At 64.7% G+C, this 25,621-nt stretch carries 26 protein-coding genes and 1 riboswitch; of the genes, 11 read left to right on the top strand and 15 right to left on the bottom strand.

Annotated features, from left to right (window positions below; all coding sequences use genetic code 11):
* Positions 1–22 precede the first annotated feature (22 nt).
* A complete protein-coding gene (locus AC04PH_RS06830) occupies positions 23–448 on the top strand; it encodes a VOC family protein (protein ID WP_483064993.1) in 426 nt (141 codons plus the stop codon).
* Positions 449–488: 40 nt separating this feature from the next.
* Here the strand turns inward: AC04PH_RS06830 and folE2 are convergent, their stop codons facing one another.
* The 3 genes from folE2 to metZ all read right to left on the bottom strand — a co-directional run bounded on the left by folE2 (position 489) and on the right by metZ (position 3,376).
* Complete coding sequence (folE2, locus tag AC04PH_RS06825) at positions 489–1,592, bottom strand: GTP cyclohydrolase FolE2 (RefSeq protein WP_483064992.1); 1,104 nt, start codon at positions 1,590–1,592, stop codon at positions 489–491.
* An 85-nt stretch (positions 1,593–1,677) separates the two neighbouring features.
* Complete coding sequence (locus tag AC04PH_RS06820; protein ID WP_483064991.1) at positions 1,678–2,184, bottom strand: GNAT family N-acetyltransferase; 507 nt, start codon at positions 2,182–2,184, stop codon at positions 1,678–1,680.
* Positions 2,185–2,188: 4 nt separating this feature from the next.
* Positions 2,189–3,376 (bottom strand): O-succinylhomoserine sulfhydrylase, encoded by a 1,188-nt coding sequence (gene metZ, locus AC04PH_RS06815; RefSeq protein WP_483064990.1) that lies wholly within the window; start codon positions 3,374–3,376, stop codon positions 2,189–2,191.
* Positions 3,377–3,436: 60 nt separating this feature from the next.
* Positions 3,437–3,514, bottom strand: a riboswitch (SAM riboswitch).
* 135 nt (positions 3,515–3,649) lie between these two features.
* On the opposite strand from metZ, the gene AC04PH_RS06810 reads away from it, so the two are divergent.
* Complete coding sequence (locus AC04PH_RS06810) at positions 3,650–3,982, top strand: PilZ domain-containing protein (protein ID WP_483064989.1); 333 nt, start codon at positions 3,650–3,652, stop codon at positions 3,980–3,982.
* A 1-nt stretch (position 3,983) separates the two neighbouring features.
* On the opposite strand, the gene AC04PH_RS06805 is transcribed toward AC04PH_RS06810, so the two are convergent.
* The 6 genes from AC04PH_RS06805 to AC04PH_RS06780 form a co-directional block, all read right to left on the bottom strand.
* The gene (locus AC04PH_RS06805) at positions 3,984–4,586 is read right to left on the bottom strand and encodes an inner membrane-spanning protein YciB (RefSeq protein ID WP_483064988.1); all 603 of its coding nucleotides are present in this window, start codon (positions 4,584–4,586) and stop codon (positions 3,984–3,986) included.
* Between the two features lie 87 nt (positions 4,587–4,673).
* On the bottom strand, positions 4,674–5,585 hold the full coding sequence (locus tag AC04PH_RS06800) for a DMT family transporter (protein WP_483064987.1): 912 nt from the start codon (positions 5,583–5,585) through the stop codon (positions 4,674–4,676).
* Entirely contained in the window at positions 5,585–6,448 is an 864-nt protein-coding gene (locus tag AC04PH_RS06795) for a hypothetical protein (protein WP_483064986.1), read from the bottom strand. Before AC04PH_RS06795 ends, AC04PH_RS06800 begins: the two co-directional genes overlap by 1 nt.
* Complete coding sequence (gene ftsY, locus AC04PH_RS06790) at positions 6,445–7,902, bottom strand: signal recognition particle-docking protein FtsY (RefSeq protein WP_483064985.1); 1,458 nt, start codon at positions 7,900–7,902, stop codon at positions 6,445–6,447. The genes AC04PH_RS06795 and ftsY overlap by 4 nt, the downstream gene beginning before the upstream one ends.
* Before the next feature lie 61 nt (positions 7,903–7,963).
* Complete coding sequence (locus AC04PH_RS06785) at positions 7,964–8,563, bottom strand: lysoplasmalogenase family protein (protein WP_483064984.1); 600 nt, start codon at positions 8,561–8,563, stop codon at positions 7,964–7,966.
* A gap of 39 nt (positions 8,564–8,602) precedes the next feature.
* Positions 8,603–10,288, bottom strand: a complete 1,686-nt coding sequence (locus AC04PH_RS06780; RefSeq protein ID WP_483064983.1) for an NAD(P)H-dependent oxidoreductase subunit E — start codon at positions 10,286–10,288, stop codon at positions 8,603–8,605.
* Positions 10,289–10,451: 163 nt separating this feature from the next.
* On the opposite strand from AC04PH_RS06780, the gene AC04PH_RS06775 reads away from it, so the two are divergent.
* Together AC04PH_RS06775 and AC04PH_RS06770 are read left to right on the top strand one after the other, a co-directional pair.
* Complete coding sequence (locus AC04PH_RS06775; protein WP_483064982.1) at positions 10,452–11,495, top strand: alkane 1-monooxygenase; 1,044 nt, start codon at positions 10,452–10,454, stop codon at positions 11,493–11,495.
* 37 nt (positions 11,496–11,532) lie between these two features.
* Complete coding sequence (locus AC04PH_RS06770) at positions 11,533–11,922, top strand: hypothetical protein (protein ID WP_483064981.1); 390 nt, start codon at positions 11,533–11,535, stop codon at positions 11,920–11,922.
* Positions 11,923–12,004: 82 nt separating this feature from the next.
* Here the strand turns inward: AC04PH_RS06770 and xseA are convergent, their stop codons facing one another.
* On the bottom strand, positions 12,005–13,570 hold the full coding sequence (gene xseA, locus AC04PH_RS06765; RefSeq protein ID WP_483064980.1) for an exodeoxyribonuclease VII large subunit: 1,566 nt from the start codon (positions 13,568–13,570) through the stop codon (positions 12,005–12,007).
* A gap of 69 nt (positions 13,571–13,639) precedes the next feature.
* On the opposite strand from xseA, the gene purD reads away from it, so the two are divergent.
* Entirely contained in the window at positions 13,640–14,896 is a 1,257-nt protein-coding gene (gene purD / locus AC04PH_RS06760; protein WP_483064979.1) for a phosphoribosylamine--glycine ligase, read from the top strand.
* A gap of 198 nt (positions 14,897–15,094) precedes the next feature.
* Here purD and AC04PH_RS06755 read toward each other — a convergent pair whose 3' ends face one another.
* From AC04PH_RS06755 to AC04PH_RS06735, 5 genes are all read right to left on the bottom strand, one after another.
* Positions 15,095–15,601 (bottom strand): CarD family transcriptional regulator, encoded by a 507-nt coding sequence (locus tag AC04PH_RS06755; protein WP_483064978.1) that lies wholly within the window; start codon positions 15,599–15,601, stop codon positions 15,095–15,097.
* A gap of 217 nt (positions 15,602–15,818) precedes the next feature.
* On the bottom strand, positions 15,819–16,154 hold the full coding sequence (gene fdxA / locus AC04PH_RS06750) for a ferredoxin FdxA (protein WP_483064977.1): 336 nt from the start codon (positions 16,152–16,154) through the stop codon (positions 15,819–15,821).
* 51 nt (positions 16,155–16,205) lie between these two features.
* Positions 16,206–16,628 carry an RNA-binding S4 domain-containing protein gene (locus AC04PH_RS06745; RefSeq protein WP_483064976.1) on the bottom strand — a complete coding sequence of 141 codons (423 nt, stop codon included), beginning with the start codon at positions 16,626–16,628 and terminating at the stop codon, positions 16,206–16,208.
* The gene (locus AC04PH_RS06740) at positions 16,625–19,480 is read right to left on the bottom strand and encodes a helicase-related protein (protein WP_483064975.1); all 2,856 of its coding nucleotides are present in this window, start codon (positions 19,478–19,480) and stop codon (positions 16,625–16,627) included. Before AC04PH_RS06740 ends, AC04PH_RS06745 begins: the two co-directional genes overlap by 4 nt.
* 32 nt (positions 19,481–19,512) lie before the next feature.
* Positions 19,513–19,980, bottom strand: coding sequence for a tetratricopeptide repeat protein (locus tag AC04PH_RS06735; protein WP_483064974.1), 468 nt, complete (start codon positions 19,978–19,980; stop codon positions 19,513–19,515).
* Between the two features lie 170 nt (positions 19,981–20,150).
* On the opposite strand from AC04PH_RS06735, the gene AC04PH_RS06730 reads away from it, so the two are divergent.
* From AC04PH_RS06730 to AC04PH_RS06705, 6 genes are read left to right on the top strand one after another with little or no spacing between them, the layout of a single operon-like run.
* On the top strand, positions 20,151–20,438 hold the full coding sequence (locus AC04PH_RS06730; RefSeq protein WP_483064973.1) for an SCP2 sterol-binding domain-containing protein: 288 nt from the start codon (positions 20,151–20,153) through the stop codon (positions 20,436–20,438).
* Positions 20,439–20,457: 19 nt separating this feature from the next.
* Positions 20,458–21,405, top strand: a complete 948-nt coding sequence (locus tag AC04PH_RS06725; RefSeq protein ID WP_483064972.1) for an alpha/beta hydrolase — start codon at positions 20,458–20,460, stop codon at positions 21,403–21,405.
* Between the two features lie 39 nt (positions 21,406–21,444).
* Positions 21,445–22,452 (top strand): ligase-associated DNA damage response exonuclease, encoded by a 1,008-nt coding sequence (locus AC04PH_RS06720; protein WP_483064971.1) that lies wholly within the window; start codon positions 21,445–21,447, stop codon positions 22,450–22,452.
* Positions 22,449–23,081: a signal peptidase I gene (gene lepB / locus AC04PH_RS06715; protein ID WP_483064970.1), complete on the top strand. Its 633-nt coding sequence runs from the start codon at positions 22,449–22,451 to the stop codon at positions 23,079–23,081. The genes AC04PH_RS06720 and lepB overlap by 4 nt, the downstream gene beginning before the upstream one ends.
* Positions 23,078–24,667, top strand: coding sequence for an ATP-dependent DNA ligase (locus AC04PH_RS06710; protein WP_483064969.1), 1,590 nt, complete (start codon positions 23,078–23,080; stop codon positions 24,665–24,667). Before lepB ends, AC04PH_RS06710 begins: the two co-directional genes overlap by 4 nt.
* Entirely contained in the window at positions 24,660–25,529 is an 870-nt protein-coding gene (locus AC04PH_RS06705) for an amidohydrolase family protein (RefSeq protein WP_483064968.1), read from the top strand. The genes AC04PH_RS06710 and AC04PH_RS06705 overlap by 8 nt, the downstream gene beginning before the upstream one ends.
* The last annotated feature ends 92 nt before the right edge of the window (positions 25,530–25,621 follow it).

The raw sequence follows: 25,621 nt of genomic DNA, 5'->3' as shown, positions 1-25,621 counted from the left end.
ATCTTAATGGAGAACCCGAAAGATGAAAATTTCGCAATTCTACCCTCTGATTCAAGTCAGCGATGTCATCACGACCGCCGCCTTTTACATGGACAATTTCGGCTTTCAGGCCATGTTTGAAAGCGATTGGTACTTTCACCTGCAAAGCAGAACGGACCCGTCTGTGAACATTACCGTTCTGGCAGCGGATCACGAGACTGTCCCGGCTGACCGGCGAGGTGTCACCCGAAATGTAATTCTCAGCTTCGAGGTGGCGGACGTGGATGCCGAGGATGCCCGTCTTCGGGCAGTTGGCCTCTCGCCTGTGCAAAGCCTGCGGGATGAGCCGCACGGCCAACGTCATGTAATCTACACCGACCCGAACGGTATATTGATCGACCTGATTACACCGATCGCGCCAAGCGAAGAATTTCTGACAAGTTACGCAACGGAAGCCGTGCCGGGCTGACCGGCGGACAGAATGTTACACCAATGTGGGGCGGGCTCCCTCACCCCACATGAAACAGCGTCGCGAACAGTTTGGGGTCGATGCTTTGGGCGGCGAAGGTGTCGCCTTCGGTCAGCACCGACACCGCATCATGACTGTGCAGGCTTTCCTGGTGGCTGGCCACCACGCGGAAATCGCCGATGCGGGGGTCACGCAGCAGTTGTTCGCAGAACAGGCGCGCCGCGTCCTCGACAAAGATCGGATTGGCGGCGTTCAACTCGGCAAAGGCCTGTTCGTCCTCGCGCTTGACCATGACCTGCGTTTCGGTCGGGACCGCCGCGCGGGCCATGTCGATCAGGTCTTCGAACCACAGGCAGTTGTGTGCGTCGTCCACCACCAGCGACATTCGCGCGACGGAACGTTGCGAATGCGGCGTGGCCAGTTGCCCGCGGAATTGCCGCGCGTGTTCGGACAGCTCCAATGAGCAGGGACAGGTCGACGAATAGACGTAATCGAGGTGCATGATCTTCTGGCGCACCCCGCCCCTTTCCACCAGTTCCAGCGCGATGTCGTAATACTGATACCCTTCCAGCCCCGAGCGCAGGCTCGCGACCTTCATCGGAAAGCTGAACCGCATTTGGATGCGGGCGTCGAAACTGTCCAGATCGGCCTTATAGGCATCAAGCGCGCGTTCGATCACGTCGAAGCTGAAAGTCTCCTCGGCGTGTTTATAGAAGGTGCGCATGATGCGCGACATATTGATACCCTTCTTCTCCGCCTCCAGCGACACGGTGCCGGTGACGGAGGTTTCCAGCGTCACGTCACCGCCCGCGCGGGTGCGGAACCGGATCGGCAGGCGGAAGTTCGAGATACCGACATGCTGGATCTGCTGTTTCGACCCCCTGATCAGCGATGCCGGCCCGTTCTGCAAATCGGGCATGGTCGCCTTGTAGTCCTCATCAGCGGCAAAGGCATCCGGGTAGGCGCGGGCCAGTGCGGGGTAGTTCGACACCTCCTGCCCCGGAATGAGCCGGCTGACCAACGGGTCGAGCGTCGCGACTTCCTCCGGCGTCACGTCCCCGGCCCAGCGGCGCAGCAGCGCAAGTGCGGCCTCGGCCTCGGCCCGTGTCGGCTCCCGGCTCATGTCGGTGCTGTGTACGTTCATGGCGGTCGCCCCCGCGTCCCTGTCTGATACACTGATATGGGGTGCTTGTGACAGTTTGCGAACCGCGGCCCGGATCACACGCGCGTCAGATGGGGAATGTTCGGTCATGGTATTTGGCCCCGGCCATGGTCAACGCCTTTACCATAAACCAGTTTTGCAAAGTGATTGCACCCTTTTCGACGGTATTGGCGCGGATCACGTCCCAGCCGTGGTGGGCAAAGAAAGGCCGTGCGACGTGGCTGGCATAGGTCGAAAGCTGCCGGATGGCCCGGGCGCGGGCGTGATCTTCGATGTGCGAGAGCAAGGCGGTGCCGACCCCCTGCCGCGCGGCGTCGGGTTGCACGAAAGCCAGATCGACATAGCCTGCCGCATCGACGTTCATGAAGCCGACCGGCCTGTCCGTCACCGCGACTAATGTCGTCAGCCCGGCAAATCGCGCCTCGGCCCAGTCGTCCGCCGGGCATGCGGGGCACCAGGCATCGCGCTGCGCCTGACTGTAGGCCATCGCCGCGCCGATCTGCACCGCATCGTGGAATATGCGGGCCAGCGCCGGGCCGTCTGTCGGAACGAACGCCCTGATCGTGACCGCCACGGCGCTAAATACGGTCCAGCGCCTGTTGCAAATCCGCCAGCAGGTCATCGGCATGTTCCAGCCCGCAGGACACCCGGACCAGCCCGTCGGTGATGCCCAGCGTCGCGCGGTGTTCGGGCGTCAGGCGCTGGTGGGTCGTCGTGGCCGGGTGGGTCACGATGGATTTGCTGTCGGCGAAGTTGTTGGAGATCGTGAAGATCTCCAGCGCGTTCAGGAAGCGGAACGCCGCGTCCTTGCCGCCCTTGATGTCGATGGCGAAGACCGTGCCGCCGCGCGGCGACTGGCGCTTGGCCAGATCGTGCTGCGGATGCGATGGATCGCCGGGGAACAGCAGCTTTTCCAGCTTGGGATGACGCGCCAGCGCCGCCGTCAATTTATCGGCGGTGTCACATTGCGCGTCGATGCGCAGATCCATCGTATCGAGCGATTTCAGCATCACCCATGCGTTGAACGGCGACATCGCCCCGCCGGAGTGTTTCAGATAGGCCTCCACGGGGCCGCGCACCATGTCGCGCTTGCCAAGCACGATCCCGCCCAGGCAGCGCCCCTGCCCGTCGATATGTTTCGTCGTGGAATAGACCACCAGATCGGCCCCGCTTTCAATCGCATAGGAATAGACCGGCGTGGCGAAGACGTTGTCGACCACCACCAGCGCACCGACGGCATGGGCCATGTCGCAGACGGCCTTCAGGTCGATCACCTCCAGCGTCGGGTTCGACACGCTTTCCAGAAACACCAGCGCGGTATCCTCGCGGATCGCGGCCTGCCATGCGTCCAGATCGCGCCCGTCGACCAGCGTGACCTCCACTCCGTAGCGACGCAGCACGTCTTCCAGCAGGTAAAGGCACGATCCGAAGAGCGCGCGCGACGATACTACATGATCGCCCGCCTTCAGCATCGCCATCAGCGCGCCGTTGACGGCGGCCATGCCCGATGCGGTGGCAAACCCTGCCTCTGCCCCTTCCAGTTCCGCGATGCGGTCCTCGAACATGGCGACGGTCGGATTGCCGTAGCGGGCATAGATGAACTCGTCGCCCTCGATCTTGATGAACCGTTCCTCTGCCGCCTCCGCCGTCTCATAGACAAAGCCCTGCGTAAGAAAGATCGCCTCGGACACCTCGCCATACTGGCTGCGGCGCACCCCGTGGTGCACAGCTTTGGTGCGGCGGTGCAGGCTGTTGCGTTGGGTCATGATCGTCGTCTTCCTATCCAATGGGGGCACGAAAAAGCCCCGACACCGGGAACAGGTATCGGGGCGAGGCCCTTTCCCATTTTAGCGGTATGTTTAACGTGGCCCGCAATCCGGTAACAAATCGCCACGACGTTTCGATTACGCTCCCCTCCCGCTGCCGTCAAGACGGGTTCGCGCGACCGGGTGTTTACCAACCTGTCGGAAAATCCGGCACCGCAACGGATTATCAACGTCTCCGGGTCAGGTTGGCTGCATCACAGTCAGGAGATCACGATGCAAAGCTACCGCGCCCTGCGCCACCCCGCAGATTACGACATCCGGTTTTCGTCCCCCGCCGGGCAGCGCAAGGGCAAGATCGTGGATGTGAACGCGGGCGGTGCCCGGATCACCGGTGCCGCGGGTCTGGCGCGCGGTGACAAGATCACCCTCCTGATCGCCCATGCGACGGCCCCGGCGACGGTGCTCTGGTCGCGAGGCGATGCGGCGGGTGTGACGTTTCGACCGCCGCTGCCGCAAATGATGGTCGACAGGATCAACCAGTGCGGCGGAATCCGGCACGGCTTTCAGGGCCGCCACGATTCGACCCATCTGCGCGAGATGTGCTAGCTCAGGTCTTGTCCGGCTCGATGAGATAGCGTTGCAGCGCCACGATCTGCGCCCAGAGGAACAGGAACAGCGCGATCGGAAAGGCGAAGGTTTCGATCTTGACCCAGGCATCGGTCGACATCGTGCGCCAGACGACCTCGTTCGCGACCGCCAGCGCAAAGAACATCGCCGTCACCCGGCGCGTCAGGATCATCCAGCCCTCGTGCTGCATGGGCAGGAACTCTCCCATCACCCATTCCAGATAACTGCGCCCGCGCAACAGCCCGATACCGAGGATCACGACGAAAACGCCATAGACGATGGTGGTCTTCATCTTGAAGAACCGCTCGTCATTGAACCAGGCCGTCAACCCGCCGAAGAAGATCACCATAAAGGCAGTGAAAATCTGCATCCGGCTGAGTTTCCGGGTCAACGCCCAGAGGATCGCCATCGCCGCCAGCAGGATCGGCACGAATATGAGCGTGGCGACGATGAAGCCGGTGTATTCCACCCCGCCGATCTCATAGACGTTGTCCCTGATCCGCAGGTAGATCAGGAAAAAGACGAGCGTGGGGCCAAGCTCCAGCACCTGTTTGAGGACGGGATTGATCGGTTTGTCTGTCATCGTGTCTATGTAGCGGCTTGCGCGCGGCATACCAGATGCAATCCCCGCCTGCCGGTCACGTCGACGCACGGCGTGGCACAGATGCCATCAGCCCCCCAATTCCACGATCACCGCGCCCAGCGCGATCATCGCCATCAGGACAAGCCTGCGCGGACCGACCTTTTCACCGAGGATAAACCAGCCGATCAGGGCGGCAAAGACGGTGGAGGTTTCGCGCAGCACCGCCGCCTCGCCCACCTTGTCCAGCCGCGTCGCCATCATCACGCCACCGAAACTGATCCATGCGATCCAGGCCCCCGCGAAACCGCGCCATAGCAACGGGCGCAGCGCGGGTGGGTCGATCATCCGGCGATAGCGCCAGGCGGCCAGCAGCGGGAAATCCAGCGCGGTAATGAAAAAGAACCATGCAAGAAAGGTAAACGGGTTGAGCGATTGGCGGATGCCATAGGCGTCATATGTCGTGTAGATCGCCACGAGGATTCCGCCCGCCAGCGCCCAGGCCAGCCCGATCCGCAGCGCGCGCGGATCCAGCGTTTCCTCTGTCAGGTTGCGCAGCGCCAGAAGCAGAATCCCGCCCGACAGGCAGGCGACGCCCAGCCATTGCATTAAGGTGAAATGTTCGTGAAAGATCAGGCTGGCCGCGAGAACGGTCACCAGCGGACCGGTGCCGCGCACGACAGGATAGACCACCGTATACGCGGCCTTTTCATAAGCCAGCGCCATCGTCAGCTTGTAGCCGAAGTGGATCACCAGCGCGCCCGCGAGGATGATCAGCGTCTGTATCGTGGGCCACGGCACGATGAAGAGCACCACCGGGGCGGAAATCACGGCAAGCCAGAAATCAATCGCCCCGCGCGTCAGCCAGGGGTCGTGCCGTCCCTTTTGCAGCGCGCCGAACACCGCATGCGCCACCGCCGACATCAACGCCAGCGCCGTGGCCAGCCGGGCACCCTCCGGCGTGCCCGAAATCGCGACGAGCCACGCGCCGAGGTCGTCCATTATTGTTCGATCACGTCATCGGCGTCCCAGTCGAAACGCAGGGTCATGCCGTCGAACAGGATTTCGAGGCGCTCCGCCATATCCACGGTATTGTCCGGGTCCGCGATCCAGCTGCCCATGACCGTCTGCAACAGGCCAAGGCCCCGCTCGCTGGCCAAAGCGAACGATAGCGTGCCTGCCTCGCCGAACAGAAAGGCATCGAGTGCCGCAATGTCGGACGCCGCGATCACCCCGTTCGGCACGTCGTACAGCGCATCGAGGAACAGGCGCCGCTCAGCTGCTGATCCGTCTCTGGCACCCAGCAGGTCGTCGGCTCCGGTGACCGTCATCACCCCCGCCATCTGCGAAAGGCTGATGCCGCCGAGGCTCATCATCATCGCACCGCGACTGCTCAGGTTCACATGGCTCAGCACCGCCGTCAGCTGCAACCGGTCGCCGTTGTCCTGTGCAATCTCAAGGGTTTGCACGATCAGGTTGTTGCTTGCCTGGTCATGCACGAGAACGACGTCGATGCGGTCCAGCGGGTCCGCCGATGGTGCGTCGGGCACCACATCGGCAAGGCGCAGCGCCAGCGCCCCCGGCGGCAGGCGGTCCACGATCACCCGGTTCACGTCGTCCACCCGGAAATCGGCCTGCGCGAACGCGGCGTCCTCCAGCCCCGGCGTGCCACCGGTCAAGCGGCACCAGCCATCCGATGTGTAGGTGACCTGCGCTGCACCGATTTCATCCTCGCGGGCATCGGTGAATGGAAATGTCTCCAGCACGACCTGCCACATCTGCTGGCATTCGGCCTGCGACGCCTGTTCGAACGCGACCGCGGGCGACCCGGCCAGTAGTGAAGCAAATACCAACCACCGCATCATCGTGCCTCCGTCCCGACAAGGGCCGCAGCGAAATCCTCCGGGTCGAAGGGGGCGAGATCGTCGATCTGTTCGCCGACGCCGATGGCATGGATCGGCAGGCCGAATTTATCCGCCAGAGCCACCAGCACGCCACCCTTGGCCGTACCGTCGAGTTTTGTCATCACAAGGCCCGACACATCCGCCAATTCCTGAAACACCTTCACCTGCTGGATCGCGTTCTGGCCCGTCGTGGCATCCAGCACCAACAACGTGTTGTGCGGCGCGTCGGGGTCTTTCTTGCGGATCACGCGCACGATCTTAGACAGTTCCTCCATCAGGTCGGCGCGGTTCTGCAAACGCCCGGCAGTGTCGATCATCAGCAGGTCGGCACCGTCCGCCTGCGCTTTGCCCATCGCATCGAAGGCCAGCGATGCGGGGTCGGACCCTTCGGGTGCGGTCAGCACCGGCACCCCGGCGCGGTCGCCCCAGACCTGCAACTGTTCCACTGCCGCCGCGCGGAACGTATCGCCCGCCGCGATCACCACCGATTTGCCCGCGGCCTTGAACTGGCTCGCCAATTTGCCGATGGTCGTGGTCTTGCCCGACCCGTTGACGCCCACGACCAGCACAACCTGCGGCTTGTGCGCATAAAGCGGCATTGGGCGCGCGACCGGTTCCATGATCCGCGTGACCTCGGCCGCCATCAGCGCCTTGATCTCGGCCACCGACAGTTTCCGGCCCAGCCGTCCTTCGGCCATGTTGGCGGTGACCCGCAACGCCGTGTCGACGCCCATGTCGGCGCTGATCAGCAATTCCTCAAGCTGTTCGAGCATGTCGTCGTCGAGCACCCGGCGCACCACGGTTTTCTGCTCCCTGCCGCCGAAGAACCGGCCTAGCAGGCCCTTTTTCGCAGGGGCGGCGGCGTCCTCGACAGTCTCTTCGAGCATCGGTGCCACCGGCGACAGCGTCGTCGGTAACACGACCGAGGGCGCAGATTCGGGTTCGGGTTCGGGTTCGGGTTCGGGTTCGGGTTCGGGTTCGGGTTCGGGTTCGGGTTCGGGGAAAACCTCCGGCTCACCCGCGCCGGTGTCAATCGCGGCCTCGATGGCATCGCTCATATCCTCGGAAACAGGCTCTTCCGTGATCTCGTCGATCACATCCGTTTGCGGCACCGCCGCCGCGCCGCCCGCATGTTCGACATCAGGCTCAGGCTCAGGCTCAGGCTCAGGCTCAGGCTCAGGCTCAGGCTCAGGCTCAGGCTCAGGCTCAGGCTCAGGCTCAGGCTCAGGCTCAGGCTCAGGCTCAGGCTCAGGCTCAGGCTCAGGAAGCGTCTCGGTCACCGGGGCGGTGACAAGCGTTTCCTCGGCCGGCTCTTCCGTCTCTTCGCCGCCATCCGCAACGATGGCATCCAGCCCCTCGTCGATCTTCGACGAGGATTTGAACATCCGGTCCTTGAGTTTCTTGAAAAACGACATCCCGCGCGCCCCGCATTATCCCTGTCAAATACCTATGCCGACCGCGGCGCGGATAAAAGGGTCAGGTGATCCAGAGCAGGCAAAACGCCCACAGAAAGCCCAATTGCGCCAGCCAATAGGGATACCAGATCAGCATGGCGACCAGTGGCGCATCGCGGCGGCTTCGGGGCAAGACGAATAGCTCCGTCGCCAGCACGGTATCCGACGCGATGAACAGCAGCGCCGCCGTCCGCGCCAAGGGCGGCATGCCAGCTTGCAATGCGACGATACCCATGGCTGCGATGATCCCGACATAGCCCAGTACCGGCCAGCGCAGCGCCCCGGCCCGGCGAAACAGCACCGCCGCCATGATACAGACGAATGCGGTCAGAACGACCACGGGACCATTCAGCACCGGCCAGCCGTCCGCCATCAGCCCGATCAACGCCAGATGCGCCGCAGCAAAGCAGACGAGCCCCGTCAGAAAGGCGCGCTCCCCTCGTCGCGACAGCCAGAAGTCGCCCGCACTGCCCAGCGCCAGCGCCGCGATCAGCAGGGGCGGCCCCTGTCCCAGAATGGCTACCATCGACAGCACCCCGACCGCCGCCGTCTTGACCACGCTGCGCAGCGTACCGACCGGTCGCAGCACGAAATAGCCGCCATAGGCCAGCGCCGCCGCCAAAGACGCCGCCAGCAGCAGGAGGATCAGCGGCAGCAGCGGTCAGATCTCGTCCGAAAAGTGCTTCATCACCAGTTTGATCGGGTTCGGGGCCGCCTGCCCCAGCCCGCAGATGCTCGCGTCGACCATCGCGGTGCTCAGATCGGTCAGCAGGTCCTGATCCCAGGTATCGGCCTGCATCAGCTTGACCGCCTTTTCACAGCCAACACGACAGGGCGTGCACTGGCCACAGCTTTCATCCTCGAAGAACCGCAGCATGTTCAGCGCCGCATCGCGGGCCTTGTCCTGATCGGACAGCACGACGACAGCGGCGGACCCGATAAACGACCCGTGTGGTTGCAGCGTGTCGAAATCGAGCGGCACATCGTCCATCGACGCGGGCAGCAGGCCAGAGGACGGCCCGCCGGGCTGATAGGCCTTGAACGCATGGCCCTTCGCCATGCCACCCGCAGCCGCGATGATGTCGGTGATGGTGGAGCCGGCGGGCAGCACGTAGACACCCGGTGCGGCGACACGGCCAGACACCGAATAGGACCGCAACCCCTTGCGCCCGTTCAGTTCCACCTCGTTCAGGATCCCCGGTCCCTCGCGGCAGACCCGCGCGACCCAGAGCAGGGTTTCTACGTTATGCACCAGCGTCGGTTTGTCAAAAACACCCACTTGCGCCACGAAGGGCGGGCGGTGGCGCGGGATGCCGCGCTTGCCCTCGATGCTCTCGATCATCGCGGATTCTTCGCCACAGATATAGGCACCGGCCCCCCGGCGCAGGTCGATGTATCCTTCCGCCACGACGCCAACCTCCTCCAGCGCCTTGATTTCGCGCCGCAAAATCTCCAGCACCGCCGGATATTCGTCGCGCATGTAGATAAAGCAGGTCTCGGCCTCGACCGCCCATGCGGCGATCAGCATCCCTTCAAGAAACAGATGCGGCGTGCGTTCCAGATACCAGCGGTCCTTGAACGTGCCCGGCTCGCCCTCGTCACCGTTCACCGCCAGATAGCGCGGGCCCGCATTGGCGCGCACGAAACCCCATTTCTTCCCCGACGGGAAACCGGCCCCGCCAAGGCCGCGCAGCCCCGAGGCCAGCACCTTCTCCTGCACCGCCTCCCAGTCGCCGCTGTCGCGCAGCACGGCCAGTTCGCCGTAACCGCCGTTGGCGACATAGGTGTCGTAGGTCTCGTAGTCGGGCAGATGGGCATGGGTGTCATCCGCCGCGATTGCCGCGTTCACCTTGTCCAGATCGGCGTGGTCCACGTGGTTGTGGCCCAGTTCAAGCACCGGTGCCGTGTCGCAGCGGCCCATGCAGGGCGCGCGCAGCACGCGGACCTCGCTTGCGTCAAGCCCGTCCTCCAGCGCCTGTTTCAGCGCCTGCGCACCCGCCAGTTCGCACGACAGCGAATCGCAGACCCGGATCGTCAGCGCGGGCGGCGGTGTCTCGCCCTCCTTCACCACGTCGAAATGGGCGTAGAAAGTGGCGACCTCGTAAACCTCTGCCTGCCCGATGCGCAACTCCTCGGCCAGTGCGCGCAGGTGTGGCGCCGACAGGCAGCGGTATTTGTCCTGGATCAGGTGCAGGTATTCGATCAGCAGATCGCGCCGGTGCGGCCCGGTGCCGATCAGCGCGCGGACCTCCTCCCACGCCTGATCGTCAAGCTGGCGGCCCTTGGGCGTGTGCCGCCCCTTCCCCTTGCCTGATTTCCAGACACCCTGCTTGTCATCCAGCGCCATACCGCGGTCCTTTCGTCAACTGTGCCGCCGTTGTAACAACCTTGCACGCGGCTGCGATAGGCAAATGCGACATTCGACCCGCCAGACACGTTGCACGCACATCTTGTCGCGCCGCTGCAATCCCCCTGCCGCGCCACGGAAAGCTGTGCTACAGCCCTTGGCCATGACACAGACGCACGACAATTCGGCAACCAAGGTCCTTTTCGCCGCCGCCACCCTCACCCCTGTCCTGCTGATCGCACTTGGCGCGCTCGCGGGGGGCTGGTGGGTGCTGCTGGCACTGCTGTTCCTGACGGCCCTGACCGCCAGTCTCGACGAATTGGTGCGCCGGGTCAGCCCGCCCGTGCCGACGTCCGAATTTCCCGCCGCCGACGCGCTCTGCGTCGTGCTGGCCATCGCCCATTTCGTCCTGCTCCTGGTCGTCGTCACCGCGCTGGCGGGCGACACCCTGCACCTGTGGGAGAAATTGCCGCTTGTCGCCGCCGCGGGCCTCTTCTTCGGCCAGGTCAGCAATTCGAACGCGCACGAGCTGATCCACCGCGGCAGCCGCGCCCTGCACCGGCTTGGCATGTGGATCTACATCTCGCTGCTGTTCGGGCATCACACTTCCGCGCATGTGCTGGTGCACCACCGCCATGTCGCCACCCGCAGCGATCCGAACTCCGCCCGGCTGGGCGAAAGTTTCTACCGCTACGCTGCCCGCGCCTGGAAGGGGTCATTCCGCGAAGGCTATCGCGCCGAGGCCACGCGCCTGGCGCGCATCGGCCGCCCGGTCTGGCACAACCCCTACCTGATCTACATTGCAGGTGCCGCCGGGTTCATCCTGCTGGCGGCCCTGCTGGGTGGCCTCAAGGCCGTGCTGATCTACCTCGCGCTGGCGGGTTTCGCGCAGACGCAACTGCTGATGTCCGATTACGTGCAGCACTACGGCCTCTCGCGGGGAACCGACGACACAGGCAAGCCGGAACCCGTCGGCGACCGGCACAGCTGGAACAGCCCGCATGTGTTTTCCTCGGCGCTGATGCTGAACGCGCCGCGCCATTCCGCGCACCACGCCCACCCAAGCCGCCCCTATGCCGCGCTGTCGCTCCCAGACGACGGCCCGATGCTGCCGCGCTCCCTGCCGGTGATGGCCTGCGTGGCCCTGCACCCCGCGCTCTGGCGCCGTGTGATGGATCCGCGCGCCCGCGCCTGGGCCGCCGCCTGACCTTTTACACCAGCCGCACCCGCGTTAGGATCGTCCCATGCGCACGCTCATCCTCGCCCTTTGCCTGACAGGCACCGCAGCCGTCGCCGAAACCCCAATGACGGCGGCGGAATTCGCGGCCTACGTCAAGGGACGCACATTGGCGTTCGGCACCCCCGGTAACCCGTCCTACGGGATAGAGATGTATTTGCCCGACCGCCGCGTGCTCTGGTCGGCGGCCCCCGGTGAATGCACGAATGGCGTCTGGTTCCCGCGCGGGAGCGACATCTGCTTTCTCTACGAGACCGATCCGGAGGAAAAATGCTGGGCGATCTATGACGAACCCGGCGGGTTGCGCGCCGTCTTCACGACCCGCCCCGGCACCACCGTGATTTTCGAGACGGTCGAGGACGCCCCGCCCCTGATTTGCGACAATCTGAGTTCCTGAGGACTGCCGCACACATTCTTCCGGTCAAAAACACCGACGCGGAGGCCGCAGGCCGAGGGCAGCGCCCCGGCAACGCCAGAGACTACAGCAAACGCCCCTGCGGATCGCTGTCCACCGTCACCCTGCCATCGGCAAACTCGATCTCGACCTCACGCGCGGCCTTCACCCCGGCCACGCCCGTCACCACCTTGCCGTCGCCGCGCACGACGGCATAGCCGCGCCGCAGCGTCTCGGTGTAACCCAGCGTTTCGTGCAGCCGGTCGAGTGCTGTCAGCCGTGCCACCCGCTCTGCCTGTTGCCGCGCGGCCCGCGCGGACAACCGCTGCAAGACACCCGCCAGACGCTCGCTCGCCCGCGCCACATCCGGTGCGCGCAAGACCTGCCGCACCAACCTGTCGCGCGCCTGCGCAATCTGGCGCTCCAACGCCGGAGCAATCCGCGCCGAAACAGTGGCCACCTGCCGCGCATCGTCCGCCACGCGCCGTTCCAGCGCCGGTGTCAGACGCGCCGCCAACACCGCCAGTCTGCGCCGCTCCTCCGTGATCATCCGCGACAGGACCGACGGACGTATACCGCCCGCCACATCCGACAGACGGACCCGCTTACGGGCCGCCGCCGCCTGCAATCCCGCAGGCAATCGCTCGCCCAGATAGTCCAGCCGCTGGCGAGGGCCTTCCACCAACGCCTCCGGCTGCGGCAGCGCGCGTGACAGATCGCGCAACCGCTGCTGGCGCTGCCCCACACCGGTGGTCAGCGCCCGCATCAGCCGTCCGCCCTGCTGGTCGACCCAGCCCAGCAGGTCCAGCCGTACCGGCACCGCCAGTTCCGCCGCCGCCGTGGGCGTGGGCGCGCGCCTGTCGGCGACGTAGTCGATCAGTGTCGTGTCCGTCTCGTGCCCCACCGCCGAAATCAGCGGAATTTCGGATGCCGCCGCCGCCCGCGCCACGATCTCCTCGTTGAAGCCCCACAAATCTTCCAGTGACCCGCCACCGCGCGCCACGATCAGAAGATCGGGCCGCGGCAAGGCCCCGCCCGGCGTCATGGCGTTGAAGCCCGCAATCGCCGCCGCCACCTCCGGTGCCGCCTTCTGCCCCTGCACCGCCACTGGCCAGACCAGCACCTTGCGCGGAAACCGCTCACGCAGCCGGTGCAGGATATCGCGGATCACGGCCCCCGAGGGCGAGGTCACGACCCCGATCACCTCCGGCAGATAGGGCAGCGGGCGCTTGCGCTCCGGCGCGAACAGCCCTTCGGCGGCCAGCGCCGCCTTGCGCTTTTCCAGCATCGCCATCAGCGCGCCCGCCCCCGCCGGCGCGATCTCCTCGATGATGATCTGGTATTTCGACTGGCCGGGGAAGGTTGTCAGCTTGCCGGTTGCGACCACCTCCATGCCTTCCTCCGGCTGCTGGGCCAGCGCCACCGCGCGCCCCTTCCAGATGATCCCCGACAATACGGCGCGGTCGTCCTTGAGGTCCAGATACACATGGCCCGACCGGGGCCGCGACACGCGGCCGACCTCGCCGCGCACGCGCACGTGGGAAAACCCCCCCTCGATCGCCTTTTTCACCGCGCCCGAAATCTCGGACACCGAAAATTCCGGCGCGTTGTCGCCCGCGCCCTGCGCCGGTCCGTCGTCGAAAAGGTCCATGACCACCCCTTGCCGCCCTGTTGCCCGCACCCTAGAACGCGAGGCGACAAAGGCCAACGGGGGGCAGCCATGAATATCCTGATACTGGGCAGCGGCGGACGCGAGCACAGCCTGGCCTGGGCGGTGAAACAGAACCCCAAATGCGACCGGTTGATCGTGGCCCCCGGCAACGCCGGCATCGACACACTCGCCGATTGCGCCGACCTTGATATCTGCGACGGCGACGCGGTGGCAGCCTTCGCCGCCGAAAACGCCATCGACTTCGTCATCATCGGGCCGGAGGCACCATTGGCCGCCGGCGTCGCCGACACCCTGCGCGCAAACGGTATCCTCACCTTCGGCCCATCGCAGGCCGCCGCCCGGCTCGAAGCATCAAAGGCCTTCACCAAGGACATCTGCGCCGCCGCCGGTGCCCCCACCGCCGCCTACGCGCATTTCACAGACCACGACAGCGCGCTGGCCTACACCCGCAAACAGGGCGCGCCTATCGTGATCAAGGCCGATGGTCTGGCCGCAGGCAAGGGCGTCACCGTCGCCATGACACTCGCCGAGGCCGAGGACGCTCTCGACACGCTTTTTGCCGGCCCATCTGCCGAAGTCGTGGTCGAGGAATTCATGGACGGTGAGGAAGCCTCCTTTTTCGTCCTCTCGGACGGTCAAACCCTGCTGCCCGTGGGCACGGCGCAGGACCACAAGCGCGCCCATGACGGCGACACCGGCCCCAACACCGGCGGCATGGGGGCCTATTCCCCCGCCCCGGTGATGTCCGATGCGGTCACGCAAAAGGCGATGGAAGAGATCATCGCCCCCACCATGGCCGAAATGGCCAAGCGCGGCACCCCGTTCGAGGGCGTGCTCTTCGCAGGCTTCATGATCTGGGACGGCCAGCCCCGGCTGGTCGAATACAACGTGCGTTTCGGCGATCCCGAATGCCAGTGCCTGATGATGCGGCTGGGCGCGCAGGTCCTCGATCTGCTGCAGGCCTGCGCCGAACACCGGCTGGCGGAAATGCAGGTGAACTGGGCCGACGACCACGCCATGACGGTGGTTTATGCAGCCAAAGGCTACCCCGGCGCCTACGACAAGGGCAGCGCGATCCACGGTCTCGATGCCCTGCCCGAGACCAGCACCGAAATGACCTTCCACGCCGGCACCGCCACCCGTGACGGGCAGATCGTCGCCACAGGGGGCCGCGTGCTGGCCATGACCGCCCGTGCCGCCACCCTGCAAGAGGCGCATGACCGCGCCTATGCGCTGGCGGACAAGATCGACTGGCCCGAAGGCTTCTACCGCACCGATATCGGCTGGCGCGCCCTGACCGACTGATCGCGCGCTTTCGCATCATTTTGCCGGAAATACTCCCGCCGGAGGCTCCGACGCCGCAGCAAGCCCCGCACCCGCCGCGAGGTGTCAGACCGGCCCGACCAAACGCCAAACCGATTTTCGGCCCCGAAAATCGAAACATCACGCAAAAAGACCGCGCCCGTCAGGGCACGGCCTTTTTTCATCGTTTACAGACGCGGTTCAGGCGGCGCGGCCCACCAGCACGCTGTCGATCTCCTGTGCGGCGGCGACCTCGTCATTGCCCGCAACGGCGGCGATCTCGCGCGTCAAGCGCTCCAGCGCCGCCTCGTAAAGCTGCCGCTCGGAATAGCTCTGTTCGCGCTGGTCGTCCTGGCGGTGCAGGTCGCGCACGACCTCGGCGATGGCGATCAGATCGCCTGAGTTGATCTTCTGCTCGTATTCCTGCGCCCGGCGCGACCACATGGCCTTTTTCACTTTGGCCTTGCCGCGCAGCGTCTTCATCGCATGGGCCACCACGTCGGGCGTCGCCAGCGCGCGCATACCGACCTCGGTCGCCTTATGGGTCGGCACCCGCAGGGTCATTTTATCCTTCTCGAAGGCGATCACGAAGAGTTCCAGTTCGAAACCGGCCACTTCCTGCTTTTCCACGGACACGATCTTGCCCACGCCGTGCGCGGGATAGACGACGAATTCATTCGGACTGAAGTCCAGCTTCTTCTTGCTCATGATCATCCTTTCATGGCGACAAAATCGACCTGACCCGCGCACAGGAACGCCCGCACGGGGACAGCGTGTCTCCGTCGGGCGGATGGCGGTTCAGAATGCGTCAGGTCGGCAACATTGATTTCAGTATATCACAAAAACAGGCCCCGCGGAAGCGCCGCAGCGCAGCACCGCGAAACAGCATGTTTTCAACAGGTTAAAAACGGGTCGCCACCCCGAATCAACCACCCTCGCCGGCCGCTTCCGAAAACAGCTCCATCTTGCCATCCTTGCCGTCCATCTCGTCGGCATTCGGCAGCGGGTCTTTCTTCGTGATGATCACCGGCCACATCTCGGAATACTTCCGGTTGAACTCCACCCATTTTTCCATGTCCGGTTCGGTATCCGGGCGGATCGCGTCGGCGGGACATTCCGGCTCGCAGACACCGCAGTCGATACACTCGTCGGGGTGGATCACCAGCATGTTCTCGCCTTCGTAGAAACAGTCTACAGGGCAGACCTCCACGCAGTCGGTGTATTTGCAGGCGATGCAGTTGTCGTTGACGATATAGGTCATGCGGGCGTTCCGTTGGATATGTCGCGCGTCTGACTAGGGCAGACGCCGCGGTCATTCAAGATCGAAAGACCCCACCCCGCCACGTCGGGACATCAAGTCTCTGCGATCCTTCTTGGTCGGTCTGCCCTTCCCGTCGAACCCCGGATTGGCGGAACTTCTGTCCCCCGGTTTCGGCGCAGGCGGCGGCGGTGACAGGTCGTCGTAAAGCGCCTGCGCTTCGGGTGCCGGGCCGCGCCGGGTGCCGCAGGCGACGATCCGCACGACTTTCGTCTCGTGTTCCTTTACAAAGGTCAGGGTGTCGCCCGGTCCCACGCTGCGGCTCGGTTTGCTGGCAGGCGTGCCATCGACCCGCACCTTGCCCGCTGACACGACCCCGGCCGCCAGACTGCGCGATTTGAAAAACCGCGCGTGCCACAGCCATTTATCCAGCCGGATCGTCTCGCGCCCGGCTGTCGAAGTCGGCGTGTCGCTCAATCCTTCTTCAGCCCCGCAAGAGCCGCGGCGAAAGGATTGTCAGGGTCGATCTGTTTCTCACGCTTGGGCTTGGCGGCATAGGTCTGCGGCTTGTTGCCGCCGCCCGGTGCACCCTTGCCGCGCTGGGGCTTGCCCTTGCCGCGCGGCTTGTTGCCCTGCGGACGCTCCCCGCCCCGGTTCTGACGCTGCCCGCGCCCGGCCCAGGTGAAGGTATAGAAAACCTCCGCTTCCGGTGCCTCATCAGCCATCTGCGGGATTTCCGTGGGTGGCACATCGGACGGGATGCCATCGGGCGGGTCCATCGGCGGCAAATCGGTCGGGCTGTCGCCCGGCACTTCCGTCGGCGGGTCGAGCGGCGGCAGGTCCTGCGGTGGCTGCGGCGGTTGCTCTGTCGGCTCCTCCACAGGCTTTTCGGGCGGCACATCCGCCGGCGGGTCCTTGGGATCCTCGCTCGCGGGTTTTTCCAGAACGGCGGCTTTCACTTTCTCACGCTCCCCTTTGTCGGCCTTGTATCCAAGAGCAACCATCAGGTCGGCGAACTGTTCCAGCGTCATGCCGGTGATCGACAGCATATCCGGATTCGCCTCGAACCCGGCCCGGCTGTCCTTGTCGCGCAGCATGTCGGCCAGACGCTCCAGCATGTCGATGCGGATCGCCCGCTCGCCCGCCGCGCGGTAGCCCGCCATGGCATAGTATCCCGGCGGCACGCCCTTGACGGCAGGAACGGTGACCAGACCGGGTGGCGGGCTTTCGGGGAAATCCTGCAGGCCCTTGGCCAGCGACCACAGCACCAGACGCAGCCGCGTCGGTGCCGGTTTCAGCAGCAGCGGCATGAAGATCGTGAATTGCCCGAACCGGATGCCGTGCTTGCGCAGCGCGCCGCGCGCGTTCTGATCCAGCGCCTTGACCTCGTCGGCCACCTCGCCGCGCGGCACGATGCCGAAGCCCTCGACCATGCGGAAGGCAACGCCCTTGGCGATGCCCGACAACGTCTCGTCACCCTGCAACTTCAATAGCGGCTCGAACCCGGCGGCGATCTTGCGGTCGATGAAATGCTGCAACCGGCGCTGCACCTTCTCGGCCACGTCCGCCCCGGCCTCGTCATCCACGAAGGGCTGCACGGCGGGTTTCAGCGGGTCGGCCCCGGATACCAGCTTGCCGACGGCATGATCGCCCCACATCAGCCCACCCTGTTCGGTAAAATCGATCTCCGGGTCGGGCGCGTTATAGAACCTGTCGGCCATCAGGTGCCAATGCGGGACAAGTGCGGCGACGCTCGCCTGCCGCAGCGTCTTCGCCTCGTCCGGGCTGCCGGTCTTGTCCATGCGGAACCGGAATCCTTCGAGTTTGCCCACGAATTCGCCCTCTACGGTCACTTCGCCTTGTTCGTTTACGTCAGCCAACAGCTTTTCCTTCTGGTTGAGCCGGCGAAGCAAAACGCTTGTCCGCCGGTCCACAAATCTTTGCGTGAGTGCGCCATGCAGCGCATCCGATAGGCGATCTTCTACCGCCCTTGTCTGGTCGCGCCAATGGTTTTCGTCCCGCAGCCAGCCCTTGCGCTGCGCCACATAGGTCCATGTGCGGATATATGCCAACCGTTTCGACAGCGTGTCGATGTCGCCGTCGTGCCTGTCGATCCGGGCGATTTGCAACGCGAACCAGTTTTCATCGACCACACCATCCTGATGCAGATCGGTGTAGATACGGGTCAGCAACCCGGCATGTTCGCCCCGGCTGATGCCGCGAAAATCCGGGATCCGGCAGACATCCCACAGAAGTCGCACCGACGGCCCGTTCGTGGCCCGCGCCGCGATCAGCGGGTCGGCAGCCAGTGCCTTCAACGCAGCCAGATCGTCGCTTTCCCGCACACGGGTCAGAAGCATGTCGTCGGTGCGCTGTTCCAGACACTGTATCAAGCGCTTGGCCGACCCGAACTGCAGGTCCGCGTTACGCCACATCAGCTTGCCCACCGGGCGGAACTGGTGGTTCTCGATGGCGTGGATGGTTTCGTCGTCGAGCGGCGGAGCCTCTCCCGTCACGCCGAACGACCCGTTGTTCATATGCCGTCCGGCGCGGCCCGCAATCTGGCCCAGCTCCTCGGCATGCAGCGGCCGCATCCGCTGCCCGTCGAACTTGCTCAACGCCGAAAAGGCGACGTGATTGATATCAAGGTTCAGACCCATCCCGATGGCGTCGGTGGCGACCAGATAATCCACCTCGCCGTTCTGGTACATCTCGACCTGCGCATTGCGGGTGCGGGGCGACAGCGCGCCCATCACGACAGCCGCACCGCCCTTCGTGCGGCGCAGCAGTTCCGCAATCGCATAGCAATTTTCAACCGAAAACCCGACAATCGCCGCACGTCCGGGCATCCGGCTCAGCTTTTTCGAACCTGCATAGGTTAGCGTCGACATCCGCTCGCGGTGGATGAACTGCGCTTTCGGCACCAGTGCCGCGATGGCGGAGCGCATCGTCTCCGCTCCCATGAACAGCGTCTCGTGCAGCCCGCGCGCGTGCAGCAAGCGGTCGGTGAACACGTGACCGCGCTCGGAATCGGCGCAAAGCTGGATTTCGTCGACGGCCAGAAAATCGCAGCCCATGCCCTCCGGCATCGCCTCGACCGTGCAGACCCAGTATTGCACCCGGTCCGGCACGATCCGTTCCTCGCCGGTGATCAGCGCCACCACGGACGGCCCGCGCACCGCGACGATCCGGTCATAGACCTCCCGCGCCAGCAGCCGCAGCGGCAGGCCGATCACACCCGTGCGATAGGCCAGCATCCGTTCGATGGCGTAATGGGTCTTGCCGGTATTGGTCGGCCCCAAAACGGCCGTGATCCGGGACTGTTGCATAGTGAACCCCGGTCAGGGGTCGGGCCCACCGTTCAGAGCGCCCGACCGTCCAGTTGCAGCGACACGCGCGCCATGCCCTCGATCGCCTCGGGGCTGCGCGGATAGATTTCCAGGATCGCCTGATAGACTTCCAGCGCATCCGCCGGCCGCTCCAGTTCCTCCAGCAGCACCCCGACACCGAACATCGCATCGAAATGGCGCGGCTCCAGCACCAGCACCTGCCGCAGATCGTCGATGGCCGGACCGATCAGCCCCAGCGCGTAATAGGCCGAGGCCCGCGCGTGATACCCTTCGGCAAAGGTCGGGTCATGGTCCAGCGCCGCGGTCAGATGCTCCACCGCGATCTCCGGCGCATCCTCTTCCAGCGCGTCGGTGCCACGGCGGAACAGCAGGTCGATGGCGGGCGATCCGCTCCGCTCCCACCGCGCGGTGATCCGGTCGGCGATGCGGGCGTGACTGTCCTCATCCGCCTCCAGAAGCTCTTGATAAAGCGTGTCCAATCCCGTTTCCTGCGCGGAAACCGGTGCGGTTGACGTTATCGTCAGCGCAAATGCCGCAACGACACATTTGAAGTGATCGGTCAGGATGCCCATACCATGAATGTAACGCGCTGATCGCCCGACACCAGAGCCTGCGCGGCCAAACCGACAAAAAAGAGGATCAAATCACCATGAGCGACGTCATCACCGAAGCAGTCACCCAGCTGAACGCCAAGATGGACGGCGGTTTCGACGGCACCGCCAAATTCGTGATCGAGGGCGAAGGCGCCATCATGATCGACGAGAACGGCGCCCGTGCCGGAGACGAAGAGTCCGACGTGACCCTCACAGCCACCACAGAGACCTTCAAGGCGATCCTCGAAGGCGAGGAAAATCCCACCGCCGCCTTCATGACCGGCAAGCTGACGGTCGACGGCGACATGGGTCAGGCGATGAAACTCTCCAGCGTGCTGGCCTGATCGCCCGATGAACGCCCCGATGTCCCGCCTGACACCCGCCCCCTTCTTTGACGACATCGCCTTCGGGCCGGATGGCGGCGCGGCGCATTGGGTGACGGCATCGGACGGTGTGCGCATCCGCGTGGCCCACTGGCCGCTGGACGGGGCCAAGGGCACGGTGCTGATGTTCCCCGGTCGCACCGAATACATCGAAAAATACGGCGATGCCGCGCGCGAATTCGCCAAGGGCGGCTATGCCACAGTCTGCGTCGACTGGCGCGGACAGGGCATCGCCGACCGGTTGCTCGACGACCGCGCTGTCGGCCACGTCGGGCGATTCACCGACTATCAGCTTGACGTTGCAGCCACCCTCGCCCACGCCCGCGCCCTGAACATGCCCGAACCCTTCTATATGGTCGGCCATTCCATGGGCGGCTGCATCGGGCTGCGCGCCCTGCACGAGGGTCTGCCGGTGCGCGCCGCTGCGTTCTCCGCGCCGATGTGGGGCATCACGATCTCCCCCGCCATCCTGCGCCCGCTCTCCTGGGGGATGGGCTGGGTGGCGGAAAAGATCGGTCAGGGCCATCGGATGGTGCCGGGCCAGTTCCGCGAAACTTATGTCCTGCGCGAGGACTTCGCGGTGAACACACTGACCCGCGACCGCGCGATGTGGGACAGGCTGATCATCCAAATGAAGGCACAGCCCGATCTTGCACTCGGTGGCCCGTCGCTGCACTGGCTCCTGTCGTCTTTGCGCGAAATGGGGCATCTGGCGCGGATGCAGCATCCGGACATGCCCGTCGTGACGTTTCTCGGCACGCGCGAGGCGATCGTCGATCCTGCCCAGATCAGGACCTATATGGCCGACTGGCCGGGCGGGCGGCTTGACATCCTCGACGATGCGGAACACGAGGTGATGCTGGAAATCCCCGCCACCCGCGCCCGCGTCTATGACGGCATCCGCGCGCATTTCGACGCGCACACCTGACCCCTCGCCAAATTCGCCCATCGGTCTAGATTGACCCGCATGGCGGACGTGCTGATATTCACCGACGAGGGCATCTATTGCCCGGCGGGCGATTTTTATATCGACCCGTGGCGCCCGGTCGACCGCGCGCTGATCACCCACGGCCACGCCGACCATTCCCGCTGGGGCATGAAACGCTATCTCGCGACCGAGGCCGCCAAACCCGTCATGCAGCACCGGCTCGGCGAAGACGCCCGGATCGAAACCGTCCGCTATGGCGAAGCGCGCCGCATCGGCGATGCGACAGTGTCCTACCACCCGGCGGGCCACGTCCCCGGCTCCGCTCAGATCAGGGTCGAGGTCGCGGGCGAGGTCTGGGTCGCCTCCGGCGACTACAAGACCGTGGCCGACGGCCTGTCCGAACCGTTCGAGCCAGTGAAGTGCCACGCCTTCATCACCGAATGCACCTTCGGGCTGCCTGTGTTCTCCTGGACCCCTCAGGATGTGCTTGCCGACCAGATCAACACCTGGTGGGCCGCCTGCGCCGCCGATGGCCGCCCCGCCGTGCTGGGTGCCTATGCGCTTGGCAAGGCGCAACGTCTGCTGACGACGGTGAACGCGGATATCGGCCCGATCCTGACCCATGGTGCCATCGAGAACACGAACGACGTGCTGCGCGCGCAAGGCATCGCCCTGCCCGACACGATCCGTGTCACCGCAGATACCACTTACAAGGACCACCCCGGAGCGCTGATCCTCGCCACGCCGGGGGCGATGGGCGGCCCGTGGATGCGGCGTTTTCCAAAAGCCTCGACCGCCTTCGCCTCCGGCTGGATGGCCCTGCGCGGCACCCGCCGCAGGCGCGCCGCAGACCGCGGCTTCGTGGTTTCCGACCATGCCGACTGGGATGGGCTGAACGCCGCGATAAAGGCGACCGGGGCGAAGAAGGTATTCGCTACGCACGGCTATACCGGCACGTTCCAGCGGTGGTTGGCCGACCAAGGATACGACGCGCATGTCGTCAGCACCGAATACACCGGCGACGTGGAAGAGGACGACGCGGCATGAGACGACTTATCTTTCTTTTGATGCTTCTGCCTGCACCGGCCGCAGCCCAATCCGTCTGCATCTGCCTGGAATGCATCACCGGCCCCTTCGACCGCTACGCAGCCGTCTCCGGCTCCATGAAGCCGACGCTGGAACCCGGTCAATGCGTGATCGTGCGCACCGATGTCGACACGGTCACACCCGGGATGGTCGTCGCGCACGTGCAGGACGATGGCGCGACCTACCTGCGCCGCGTCATCGCCACCGGCGGCCAGACCGTGCAGATGCGCGGCGGACAGGTCTTTATCGACGGACAACCCGTCCCGCAGGACCCGCAGCCGCCCTATGCACAGGTCATGCAGCGCGAAGGCGACAGCCTGCCACGCTGCCCCGCGTTGACGGAGATGGGCGACACCTGCCTGATCGACCGCTACCGCGAAACGCTGGGCGAGGTCAGCTATGACGTGCTCGACCTTAGACCCGGCCTGACGGACGATACACCCGTCTTCACCGTCCCGCCCGGCCATGTCTTCGTGATGGGCGATCACCGGGACAACAGCGCCGACAGCCGTATCGGGAGCGACTATGGCGGCCCCGGTTTCGTCCCTGTGGACAGGATCACCGGCGTGCTGGAAGAAATCAAGAAATGAGGGACTTCGCCGCCCTCTTCACCCGCATCGACGAGACGACAAAGACGAGCGTCAAGACCGCCGCGCTTGCCGACTATTTCCGCACCGCCCCCGACGACGACAAGCTCTGGACCGTCGCGCTGTTCTCCGGCCGTCGCCCGAAGCGCACGATCACCGCGACCCGCCTGCGTGAATGGGCCGCTGAACGCGCAAACCTGCCCGACTGGCTGTTCGAGGACAGCTACAGCGTCGTCGGCGATCTGGCGGAAACCATCGCGCTGGTCCTACCATCCGCGTCGAAAGATGAAGATCGTAGCCTGACGCACTGGATTCAAGAAGTAAAACGCCTTTCTGTACTCGACGAAGATGCCCGCAAATCCGGCATCCTTGCCGCCTGGGACAGCCTGCCGACGACCGAGCGGTTCCTGTTCACGAAACTGCTGACCGGCGGATTTCGTGTCGGTGTCAGCACGAAACTTATGACCCGCGCGCTGGCGCAGGCGACGGGGCAGGACGAACCGGCGCTGACGCACAAGTTGATGGGCGCCTGGACGCCGGAAACCGTGACCTGGGACAGCCTGATCGAGGCCGACGACCCGGGTGCGGACCTGTCGCGCCCCTATCCGTTCTATCTGGCCTACGGGCTTGATTCGCTTGACGATTTAGGCGACCCGGCGGATTGGAATGCGGAACGCAAATGGGACGGTATCCGCGGGCAGTTCATCCTGCGCGGCGGCGAACATCACATCTGGTCGCGCGGCGAGGACCTGATGACCGACCGTTTTCCGGAATTGGCGCAACTGAAAGACTACCTGCCCGACGGCACCGTGATCGACGGCGAGGTGCTGGCATTTGCAGACGAGATGCCACTGTCCTTTAACGCGCTGCAAAAGCGGATCGGGCGCAAGACCGTGCCGAAGAAACTGCTCGCCGAATCTCCGGTGATCCTGATGGCCTACGATCTGCTGGAAAAAGATGGGCAGGATATCCGAAATTCTACATTCATTGAACGTCGCAAGACATTGGAAAAAATTACAAAAGCCGTTCCACGTGGCGCCCCGATCCGGCTGTCCGCCTCGGTGCCGTTCAAGAACTGGGAAGACCTCGCCGCGGAGCGTGACAGATCGCGCGAACTCAATGCCGAAGGGCTGATGCTCAAAAACAAGCACAGCCCTTATCTGGCTGGCCGCAAGCGGGGGGACTGGTGGAAATGGAAGGTCGATCCGCTGACCATCGACGCGGTGATGATCTATGCGCAGGCAGGCTCCGGCAGGCGGGCGAACCTGTTCACCGACTACACTTTCGCGGTGCGGGACGGCGATGCGCTGGTGCCCTTCACCAAGGCCTACTCCGGTCTGACCGACGCGGAATTCCGCCAGATCACCAACTGGGTCCGCCGCAACACGTTGCAGAAATTTGGCCCCGTGCGGCAGGTGCCGCCGGAGCACGTCTTCGAAATTGCCTTCGAGGGGATACAGGCCAGCCCGCGCCACAAATCCGGCGTGGCGCTGCGGTTTCCACGCATGTTACGCTGGCGCACCGACAAACCCGTTTCCGAGGCCAATACCCTCGACGACCTGAAAGAGATGCTCGCGACCTATGGCTAAACCCGCAAGCCCCCTGCCGCCCGCGGCAACACCCGTGACCGAGAAGGCCCCCGAAAACGCCTGCGATACCCATGTGCACCTGCTGGGCGGACCGGAGGAGTTCCCGCTCTACGACAAGCGGACCGAAGACCCGACCCAGTCCTATGCCGCCTATCTGAGCGATTACCGTGCGCATCTGGCAGCCCTCGGCATTACACGCGGCGTCATCGTGCAGTCGATTTTCTACGGCCTCGACAACACCGTGACGGTCAGGGCCGTGCGCGACATGGGCGACGGGTTCAAGGGCATCGGTCTGCTGCCGGACGGGGCCGGTGCCGCCGACCTTGACCAATTCGTCGTCTGGAACCTCAAGGGCGTGCGCCTGAACTACGTACACGGCGGTGTGCTGACGTGGGACGGGGCCATGGCCATGGCCCCGATGCTGGCGGAGCGCGACATGCACATCCAGATGCTCATGCACGCCGACCAGCATATGGAGGGGCTGGCGGACGACATCGCAGCCCTGCCCGTGCCTGTCGTGTTCGATCATATCGGCTGGCCTGACCTGACACTCGGCCCCGATCATCCGGGGTTCCAGGCATTGTGCCGCGCGCTGGCGGAGGGTCATGCCTACGTCAAACTATCCGGCCTCTACCGCCTGTGCGATGCGCCCTACACGCTGGCCGACGCCCATGTCGCCGCCCTTGTCGCCGCCAATCCCGACCGCTGCCTTTGGGGATCGGACTGGCCGCACATCATGCTGAACGGCGCGCATATGCCAAAGAGCGACGCGCTGTGGCAGGCCTTCCTGCGCGCGGTGCCCGACCCGGCGATCCGGCACCGGATTCTGGTCGACAACCCGGCGCGGCTTTACGGATTTTAGGCCGTTTTGCACCGTTCGTGCGCGAACCCGCTTTCATCGCGACGGTGCGATCCTTATGTCAGGCGCAATTGAATTGAGAAAAGGTGCAGCGC

The organism is Yoonia sp. KMU-150 (assembly GCF_056858355.1).
This window is presented reverse-complemented; position numbering and strand designations above follow the sequence as displayed.